Annotated in this window: 8 protein-coding genes; 3 read left to right on the forward strand and 5 right to left on the reverse strand. The window is 37.6% G+C overall.

Annotated features, from left to right (window positions below):
- Positions 1-47: 47 nt before the first annotated feature.
- The gene (locus MKL38_RS19195; protein WP_270904148.1) at positions 48-1,199 is read right to left on the reverse strand and encodes an alpha/beta fold hydrolase; all 1,152 of its coding nucleotides are present in this window, start codon (positions 1,197-1,199) and stop codon (positions 48-50) included.
- 360 nt (positions 1,200-1,559) lie between these two features.
- On the opposite strand from MKL38_RS19195, the gene gltS reads away from it, so the two are divergent.
- Positions 1,560-2,795 carry a sodium/glutamate symporter gene (gltS, locus tag MKL38_RS19200; protein ID WP_003650798.1) on the forward strand — a complete coding sequence of 412 codons (1,236 nt, stop codon included), beginning with the start codon at positions 1,560-1,562 and terminating at the stop codon, positions 2,793-2,795.
- A 113-nt stretch (positions 2,796-2,908) separates the two neighbouring features.
- A complete protein-coding gene (locus tag MKL38_RS19205; RefSeq protein ID WP_198078110.1) occupies positions 2,909-4,735 on the forward strand; it encodes a monovalent cation:proton antiporter-2 (CPA2) family protein in 1,827 nt (608 codons plus the stop codon).
- A gap of 125 nt (positions 4,736-4,860) precedes the next feature.
- Here the strand turns inward: MKL38_RS19205 and MKL38_RS19210 are convergent, their stop codons facing one another.
- Together MKL38_RS19210 and MKL38_RS19215 are read right to left on the reverse strand one after the other, a co-directional pair.
- On the reverse strand, positions 4,861-5,694 hold the full coding sequence (locus tag MKL38_RS19210) for an SDR family NAD(P)-dependent oxidoreductase (protein ID WP_270904149.1): 834 nt from the start codon (positions 5,692-5,694) through the stop codon (positions 4,861-4,863).
- A 50-nt stretch (positions 5,695-5,744) separates the two neighbouring features.
- Positions 5,745-6,122, reverse strand: coding sequence for a DoxX-like family protein (locus MKL38_RS19215; protein WP_151743232.1), 378 nt, complete (start codon positions 6,120-6,122; stop codon positions 5,745-5,747).
- 473 nt (positions 6,123-6,595) lie between these two features.
- Between MKL38_RS19215 and MKL38_RS19220 the strand changes: the two genes are divergently transcribed.
- The gene (locus MKL38_RS19220; protein WP_270904150.1) at positions 6,596-7,687 is read left to right on the forward strand and encodes a DUF6670 family protein; all 1,092 of its coding nucleotides are present in this window, start codon (positions 6,596-6,598) and stop codon (positions 7,685-7,687) included.
- Between the two features lie 324 nt (positions 7,688-8,011).
- Here the strand turns inward: MKL38_RS19220 and MKL38_RS19225 are convergent, their stop codons facing one another.
- Together MKL38_RS19225 and MKL38_RS19230 are read right to left on the reverse strand one after the other, a co-directional pair.
- Positions 8,012-8,881 (reverse strand): IS3 family transposase, encoded by an 870-nt coding sequence (locus tag MKL38_RS19225; RefSeq protein WP_270902571.1) that lies wholly within the window; start codon positions 8,879-8,881, stop codon positions 8,012-8,014.
- Between the two features lie 5 nt (positions 8,882-8,886).
- Positions 8,887-9,396 carry a helix-turn-helix domain-containing protein gene (locus MKL38_RS19230; RefSeq protein WP_270902241.1) on the reverse strand — a complete coding sequence of 170 codons (510 nt, stop codon included), beginning with the start codon at positions 9,394-9,396 and terminating at the stop codon, positions 8,887-8,889.
- Positions 9,397-9,446: the final 50 nt, after the last annotated feature.

Genomic DNA, 9,446 nt, shown 5'->3' on the forward strand with positions numbered 1-9,446 from the left:
ACCAGCGTAAGGCTTGCTACGCTGGTTCCCAATATTGTTTAAACGAACTAACCTGAACGCTCAACTAACCAATTACTTATTTCAGGCCAGACCGCCGTAGGTGCTTGGCTTCCGGAAACGACACCCATGTGTCCACCCGGTACGACCTTAAACGTTTTATCTTGGCTGCTAATTAAATCCATGAGTGGCTTAACAGCATCAGCGGTCACAATAATGTCCGTACTACCACCCAGTGCTAACACCGAACATTCAATATCTTTTAAATAGGCTGTAAGTTCACCGAATTTCACTACACCGTTGGATAATTCATTATCAATCCAGAAACGAAGGATGATGTCGCGCATGACTCCACCCGGATACGCCAGCATATTGTCGATAAATGAACTAGAAGTTGCGTGGTCAATAATAAATTCTCGGTTATCGAGATTTTTAAAAAGTTCCCAATACGTTTTTAGATTTCCAATCGGGTCGGTTAATTTAAAGCCTAGCGTGTTTTGCCATCCATGAATATGAAATGCCTTACTCGGCACATGGTGACGAATACGAAACGGCGTATGTTTGCGAACCCATTGGGCAGGTTTGGTTAAGCTGCCATAGAGTTTGCCCATATACCCGGCTTTATGCGTATCGATAGGGGAAGCTAAAATAATTAGGTTTTTAATATCTTTGTCTTTAAATAACGCGGTATAGCAGAGTGACAGTGCACCGCCTAAACTCCAGCCATGTAAAGAAAGCTGTTGCTGACCACTGTGCAAGCGGACCTGTTTTAACATTTCAGGCATAAAGACTTTAATGTAGGTGCCGAAATTGTATTTTGCTTGGTGTCGGGTGGGTACGCCCCAGTCAATTAAATAGACATCAAAACCTTGTGCTAAAAAGAAGCGGACGAAGCTGCGTGTAGGAAACAAATCATAAATGAGCATGTTCACTGCCAATGGCGGAACGATAACTAACGGTACGCGGTGTTTAGGTGTAGAGGTATTCGTCTCATTTCTATAATGCCGTAAGCTAATAATTTCATGCTTATAAATCACGTCAAATGGCGTTTTTCCTGATAAGGCAATTTGAGGACCTCTAAAAAATAGATCCGATGCATTGATCAGCATGTGAGGTATTTTTTGACCAGCACGTGTCTGAAGAGATTTTTTAATGGACTGTAGCTGTGGAACGTTCTGACGAACTTTAAGCAATAAACTCATTGAACATAAAACCTATAAAGATGTTGCCCAGAACAATAACGAGCTGGTCTTTTAAGGATATTAAAGGGAATGAGAGCGAAGTTCAGTGACTTAAAAGACAGGATTTTTTGCTTAAGGTATCAAGGGGTAATTATTTTTAATTAACAATATTTTAGGTTAAATATTTGAAATTAAATAATTAAATTAATTGTATGGGGTGGTTTTGTATAAAATATTTAAAAATTTAAGTTTTTCTTAAGAATAGTGGGAATTTAATGGTAGGGTAATTTTGTAAAGTTTGTTTGTGTTTTTTTTACATATTAAAAAATAAAATATAATTATTTTACAATCCGTTAGGAATGTAATTAGAAAGTAGTATATATGGAATTTGTTTTTAATGGTTTTTATACACTAATTTCGGCGGTCATCGTTCTATTGTTGGGCCGCTTTCTTGTCAATCGGATTGATTTTTTAAAACGCTACAATATTCCCGAACCTGTAGCAGGTGGTTTGGTTGCTGCGGTCGTCTCGCTACTTGTCCATACCATATGGGGATATAGCATTGTTTTTAGTAGCGAATTACAAACCAGCTTTATGCTCGTATTCTTTGCTTCTATTGGTTTAAGTGCCAATTTTATGAAGCTTAAAGAAGGCGGTATGGCTTTGGTTATCTTCTTAGTCTGTGTAGCGTCTTTCATTGTTGTGCAAAATGCAGTAGGCATGAGTCTTGCGACGTTACTTGGTCTTGACCCACTCATTGGCTTAATTGCGGGTTCAATTACCTTAACAGGTGGTCACGGTACAGCCGGAGCTTGGGGTGAAATTTTAGAAACTCAGCATGGTATTCAGGGTGCTCTAGCTTTAGGAATGGCGAGTGCGACTTTTGGTTTAATTATTGGTGGGGTGATTGGTGGCCCATTAGCCAAATTGCTTATCAATCGTTATAGCCTTGCTCAACCCAAAACTAATGCTGAAATCCAACAGCGTGATGGTCATGTTGAACAAAATTCGGATGATCTTGCACCGTTTGAAAACCCTCATCAAGTTCGTTTAATTACTGCTGACAATGCAATTACCACGCTAGGTATGTTCGCAGCGTGTTTGGCATTTGCTGAATTTATGACAGGCTTTAGTAAAGGTACTTGGTTTGAGTTACCAACCTTCGTTTGGGCACTGGGTGGCGGTGTAATTTTAAGAAACATTTTAGAAAGTGTCTTAAAAATTGATATTTTTGACCGTGCGATTGATGTTTTTGGTAATGCATCATTATCACTTTATTTAGCAATGGCATTGCTTTCATTAAAACTTTGGCAACTTGCAGATTTGGCTGGGCCTCTTGTGGTGATTTTGGGTGCTCAAACCATTACGATGGCGTTATATGCTGCTTTTGTGACCTTCCGTGTGATGGGTAAAAACTATGATGCAGCAGTGTTGTCAGCAGGGCACTGTGGTTTTGGTATGGGCGCAACGCCAACAGCAGTTGCAAATATGCAGGCGATTACGAACATGTATGGTCCATCGCATAAGGCATTTTTAATTGTTCCGCTTTGTGGTGCATTCTTTGTCGACTTAATTAATGCGACAGTCATTCAGCTCATGTTGAAATTTGTTGTTTAATAAAAAAAAGCCCGTCAGGGCTTTTTTTATGGATTCTTTTTCTCAAAACTAATAATCGCCCTTAAACATAGTTTCACATAGAATAAATTGCAGATAAATAAAATGAGAAATGTATGAGCGAAGAAGCACATTCAATTAGCTTGGTTGCCCCTGTGGTTTTATTGGCAGCGGCTGTAATTGCAGTTCCTATTTTTAAACGTATTGGTTTAGGTTCAGTATTAGGTTATTTAATTGCAGGTTTGATTATTGGCCCATTCGGTTTTGCTTTTTTCCAAGATTCCACCGCAATTTTACATATTGCCGAGTTGGGAATTGTGATGTACCTATTTCTGATTGGTTTGGAAATGCAGCCGTCACATTTATGGAGCCTTAGACGCGAGATTTTTGGCCTTGGCACACTACAGATCATCATTTGCGCACTGGCTTTGACTGGCGTCGGGCTGTTATTTGGTTTTACATGGCAAGTTGCATTTATTGGTGCAGCAGGGTTTGTATTAACGTCGACTGCTATTGTGATGCAGCTATTGGGCGATCGCGGTGACTTGACCCAACCTCGTGGGCAAAAAATTGTAGCCATCTTATTATTTGAAGATTTACTGATTGTACCATTGCTCGCTATTGTCGCTTTTATGGCACCAAATCATGTGGTCGAAAGCACATCTGTACGTTTAGAAAATATAGGCATTGGTTTAATCGCAATTGCAGGTCTTATTGCGGCAGGTTATTGGTTACTTAACCCATTATTTAGACTCTTGGCGGCGGCTAAAGCCCGAGAAGTCATGACAGCAGCAGCATTATTGGTTGTGTTGGGTGCGGCGTTGCTCATGCAAGTCAGCGGTTTGTCCATGGCGATGGGTGCTTTCTTAGCGGGTGTACTTTTATCTGAATCAACTTTTAGACATCAAATTGAAGCTGATATTGAACCATTCCGAGGAATCTTGCTGGGCCTGTTTTTCCTTGGGGTTGGCATGTCATTGGATTTATCAGTAGTTGCTCAAAACTGGCAGCTCATTGTCAGTGGCGTAATTGCACTGATGCTTGCCAAAGCGCTCATGATTTATATTGTCGCCCGAATAACGAAAAGCCCTCATACTGAAGCGTTGGACCGTGCCTTACTCATGGCTCAGGGCGGAGAGTTTGCTTTTGTACTTTTCTCTGCTGCATTAAGTGCCCAAGTCATTGACGGTACAATTAAATCTAATCTTACCGCTATTGTTGTGCTTTCAATGGTGTTGACTCCAATTGTAGGTATTATTTTTAAACGGTTTACTCAATTTAAAGCGAATGTTTCATTAGAAAACGTCAATATTGCCGAGGGTTTAAGCGGTAGCGTTTTAATGATTGGATTTGGGCGCTTTGGACAGGTCACCAGTCAATTATTATTGGCAAGAGGGGTAGATGTCACCATTATTGATAATAATACGGACATGATTCGAAACGCTGAAAAATTTGGTTTTAAAATTTATTATGGCGATGGCTGCCGCTTAGATATTCTACATGCTTCTGGTGCTGCAACAGCACAAGCGATTGTTGTGTGTGTAGATAGCAAGGAAACGACCAATAGAATTGTAGAACTCGTCACTCATGAATTTCCTTTAGCGAAATTATTAGTCCGTTCATATGACCGCGAGCACTCACTGCATTTAGTCAAACAAAAAGTAGACTTTATGATCCGTGAAACGTTTGAATCTGCGATTAAATTTGGGGGAGTTATTTTACAAGAACTTGGTGTGGATGAAGACGAAGTAGAAAGAATTACTGAGGAAATTCGAGATCTTGATAATGAGCGCTTTGAAACTGAAATCGCAGCAGATGATGTAAATGCGGGAGTAGGTATGCAATATACACATACGCATCCACGACCAACAGCACCATTGATTCGACCAAAACGGGAAGGGCGGATTTTAAATAAAGAAGATAGCTCAGATAACGATTCTTGATGAGTATAAAGTTCAGTAAAAGCGCTCTTTAGAAGAACTTTTACTGAACAATAAACCCGATGCGCCTATCAATCAAACCATCTTCACTGAGTGAGATTAGATTTTTAGTCACATTATAAGCCCGACTACAAATGCTCTAAGGCTGTGCCTTTAACGGGGTTTCTACGCCAGTAATAAGGTTGCAAAAATCTGAGAAAAAGTTTCCAGGGCGTGATCCAAGCGATGCGTCGGTTGGCTTTTTTATTTTGAATAATTTGTTTTGCTAAATACGCACAAACAATTTCTGGGGGATCAATCACAAAGAAAAATAACCGTTTCATCTTTTTCCAGTTTTGGATGTTGCCATTGGTCCAAGAAGAAACTAATAGGTCTGTTGCGACCATGCCTGGGCTGAGTGTGCCAGTTAAAATTGGAGTCGATTTTGTTTCTTTATAAAGTGCTTTACTAAAATAACTTACGGCCCGTTTTGTAGTTGCATAAGGAGTCATGCCTGCACTCCATTCACCGTTGCTTCCCCAACCTTCCATATTAAAGATTTGACCATAACCTTGTTTGAGCATGCCTTTTAAAGCGACTTGCGAACCTAGCATCGTGCCTAGAATATTGGTTGAAACAGCCGCGTTTAACTCTTCTGGCTGAAGGTCGATAAAGTCTTTAGTGGGGTGACAGCTTCCTGCATTATTAATCCACACATCGACTTGTCCAAAGCGCTCAATTGCACCATCCCATAGGGTTTGTACGTCGGAAATTTGAGTCACATCGCAGCATAGACCCATAAATTTTTCTTTATTGAAATGAGTATCTAAGTGGGTGAGGGCATGATTTAAGTGCTCAGCGTTACGTCCAGCAATCACAACTGAACATTCCAGCTTTAAAAAAGCTTCTGCGAGTGCTAAGCCAATACCCTTTGTACTTCCTGTAATGACCACACAGTAAACTTCACTTTTAGGTAGACTCATTGAACGCTCTATATAAAATCTTTAAAAATAGTTAAATGAATGGCTGTAAGTTAATTTAGCTCATTTAATAAGATGAGATAGACAATAGATAAACTTATCATCGAAAGATTCATTACGATAGGGTTGTAGGGCAAGATCAGGGTAGAGGGTATTAAAAAACCAATTAAAAGAAGCAGCCCAAGCAAACCCAAAATACTTAAATAATGAATATATTTATGTGCAGTAAAGAGAAAACATAAACCAAAAATCATTTCAGCTATTCCACTCGCATGGCCTGCAAGTTTTGCATGTTCAAGTGATAGTCCTACCCATTGCCATACAAAAATTTCATCAGAATTAAGAAATAGGAATTTGGGAACAAGTCCTTGATAGATCCATAAAAGGGCCAGCACAAGGTTTATAAATTTGAAAATATTAATATTTTTCATTGAAATTACTTTAAGAGTTTAAAATTTTCTTTAGATCAAGCTTATTATATTAACTCATCAGATATCGTATTGAAGTAATTCACTATAGAACAATTTAGAATATTTAGAAAAATAGTAGGGTTGAAGTATTTATAATGTCTTATTCCAATTCTTATTCGAGTAGGGCGGGCAATTGGTTCTTTTGGAGTAGTATTCAATAGGTGAGTTCAGATGTTTTTTAATTGAAATGTCATAAAGAAAGGTTAATTTAAACCCATAAGAAAAATTGATGAAAATTGTTGCGAACAATAAAATCAAAAACAATTTTTAAAGACGTGGTCATGAGGTAATTAGAGCTAATTCGAAAGAGTTGGCTTTTTTGTTTTAGTGCATTTGCTTAGATCAAGATGTCCCTTATTAACATTCAATTGCAAAGTATCGAGTTCTAATATGGAACCTATTTTTTAAGTAGATAAAAATAAAGGATCTTAAAAATGCTAATCTCAAGTCATAGATTGCCAAAGAGTTTTAAAGACAAAGCCAATCAAAAAGTTGCTAAACTTTCAGGCTCATTGTTAGGAGCTGTTACACCAGAGCGGCAATCGGTATTGCCAAAAGAGTTTGAACTCAGTCCTCATACTCTTTATAAGCGCTTTGGGAGCACACATTATGGGATCATGGTACCTGACTTACCTGAACCATTCCGATATTTATCTTGGGCTTCAGTTTTAGGTTATGTAGGATTTACGATTACAGATACCAACTATCAAATGTCTAAGGATGGAAAAGGTGATACAGCTTCGTTAGTGCATGGAACAGCCTTATCGACAACTTCTGAAGCTTACAGAACATATTCAATTAAAAATGATATTAAATTTAGCCAAAATCCTTTTGCGATTAATTTTGATAATCAAACTATCATGCATGAGCAAGGCGATGGATTCTTACTCATTACTAAAAGAGAAGATTTAGAGCTAGAACTTTATTTAAAGCCCACAAAAGCTATTTCATGGTTTGCCTATAGTGGCCTGTATAAGCACTTTAGTGTGCTCATGCAATATGAAGGCCATATCAAACAAAAGGGAAATAGTGAAACCGTTCAAGGACTTTGCACGTTGGAGTCTTGGAAATCTGTAGCTACCTCAATGCTCAAAAACAAATGGTTAGTTGAGAATATTCAACTTCCTGTAAAAGTCTTTAGCTATCAAGTTATTAATATTGACCACGAACAGCAGTTATTGCTGGCTTTTATTTGCTATGAAGACCAACCCATTTTGACTTCTGTTTACTATCGTCATATTGATGGAACATCAATTCAATACAATGGAGATATACTTTTTGAAGTAACGAGTCTTCAAGAAGAACCGCAGATTACTCCCGATAATTTTTCAATGAATGTGCCAAATACTTTTCGCTGGGTTGCTTATCACAACAATCAAAAGGTTTTAGATATTTCAGCACATGTAGATACCCCGTATTGTTTCGGATTGGCAGCTGGTTTTGTTTCTTCATATGCATGGCAAGGTGAATTTCATGATCAGGCATTGGTTGGCAGAGGTTATCTTGAATATATAGACCGAAGATAAAATCACTTTAAAGCTTAATCTTTATCTACGGCTTTAAGCGAATTGGGAAAATATCTGATTTATAAACCTAATTTAACAATAAGTTATTCATTATTTATCCTTACTTTTTAATGATCTATTTTAAAACAAATGTCATTTTGCATGCTTGACTGTAATAGGGTAGAGCACTATCCTTTGCCTGCTGACCTACATTGTCAGCCGGCTTTGACAGGCTGATTTAGACTGCATCAGAATTATTCCTTCTGAGGAATAGTTTTGTGTGTAAGCTCCTCGTCTCCTCCCGTTGCGGTAGGATAATCTGACCCCATAAAGTTGGACAGCTAATTAAGCAGTTTTTAAAAACTGATTTCTATATTGTACAGGGGATAAACCTTGTAACTTCACCTTGATTCTCTCATGATTATAATAATGAATGTACTCTTGTATGGTTTTCTCTAATTCATCAATTGATTGAAATTTTTCACCATGAAAGCACTCCGATTTTAATATTCCGAAGAAGCTTTCTATTACAGCATTATCCAAACAATTTCCCTTACGAGACATACTTTGAATTAAACCCTGTTGTTTTAATTGCTGTTGGTAATGAGCCATTTGATATTGCCATCCTTGATCGGAATGGAGAATTGGTTTTTCATGTCGTTTAAGTTTAGCCAAAGCATGAATGAGCATATCTTTTACTAACTCATAATTGAGTTTGCGTTGGATTCGGAATGTAATAATTTCCCCATTAAATAAATCTATAATCGGGGATAGGTAAAGTTTTTCACCGTTCACATTAAATTCCGTTACATCAGTTGCCCATTTCTGATTTGGTCGATTTGCTTTAAATTGCCGTTGTAAAACGTTATCAGCCACTATCCCGACACAACCACTTTTATATGAGCGATATTTTAGTGCTCTGATACGTGATTTAAGTCCCATAGTTTTCATGAGTCGATATACACATTTATGGTTAATCATTATTCCTGTACTTTTCAGAGCAAGAGTAATTCTACGATAGCCATAGCATCCCTTATGCTTATGGTATATGGACTTAATCTGCTGTTTTAACTCAGTATATTTATCATTAGAGCGTATAGCTTTCATGTGGTAGAAATAAGTACTACGGGCTATCTTGGCAATACTGAGTAAGAGCTTTAATGGATAAATTTGCCTTAATTCTGAAATAATTTGAACACTGTCTGCAGTACAAATTGAATTTAAGTACGTTGCTTCAGTTTTAAGGCTTTTAGCTTTTTTAAAAAAGCGACCTCTGCGCGTAAAGCTGTAAGCTCATCAATGAGCTCTTGCTGAGACTTGTCTTTATCATCTCTTGTTGGTTTCACTGTTTTAGTTTTATCTTGCTTAGTCATATTGGTATAAGTCCGTTTAGTATTAAACCCAGCAATCCCTTCTTTATGATACAGAGCTAGCCATCTTCTTAAAATTGACGTCCCGCTCAGATTTAACCGTCTTCTTACTTCTCTTACGGGTATCTTATCAAGAAGCATTTGTATTGCATTGATTTTAAATTCTGAAGAATAATAAGTTTTTTGAATTTTAATATTAAGCCCATCAGTACCATGTGCCTTATAGTTTTCAATCCATAACCGAATGGTTTGGAGATCTACATTAAACTCTTTGGAAAGAATTTTATAGCCTTTACTACCATCTAAATAAGCCTGAATTACTTTGAGTTTTAACTCTTTTGAATGCTTTGGAACTGGCATAGGTCACACCTTATAAGTTTAAAAAGTCTAACTTATGGGGTGCAGTTCAG

The organism is Acinetobacter sp. AOR14_HL (genome assembly GCF_027855175.1).
In the GTDB taxonomy this organism is placed as follows: domain Bacteria; phylum Pseudomonadota; class Gammaproteobacteria; order Pseudomonadales; family Moraxellaceae; genus Acinetobacter; species Acinetobacter calcoaceticus.